At 49.4% G+C, this 255-nt stretch carries 1 pseudogene; it reads left to right on the plus strand.

Annotated elements, in window-relative coordinates:
- Window positions 1–255: pseudogene (locus tag H8K36_RS19035) on the plus strand (RNA-guided endonuclease InsQ/TnpB family protein); the annotation flags it as partial.

Below are 255 nucleotides of genomic sequence, written 5' to 3' on the forward strand. Positions count from 1 at the left end.
CTTCCGTTATCCTCAAGGATGCAAATTAGATCAGCCCAACAGCCGTATATTCCTGCCTAAGCTCGGGTGGATTCGTTACCGCAATAGTCGTGATGTGTTGGGTGAAGTGAGAAATGTCACTGTCAGCTATTCTAGTGGAAAATGGTTCGTTTCGATCCAGACGCAGCGAGAAGTTGAACAACCATTACCCGCTGCGACAAGCGCCATCGGGATCGATGTCGGGATTGTACGATTTGCCACCATGAGTGATGGCAG

The sequence above is a fragment of the Affinundibacterium nitidum genome (assembly GCF_014284155.1).
GTDB classification, from domain to species: Bacteria; Pseudomonadota; Gammaproteobacteria; order Burkholderiales; family Burkholderiaceae_D; genus Undibacterium; species Undibacterium nitidum.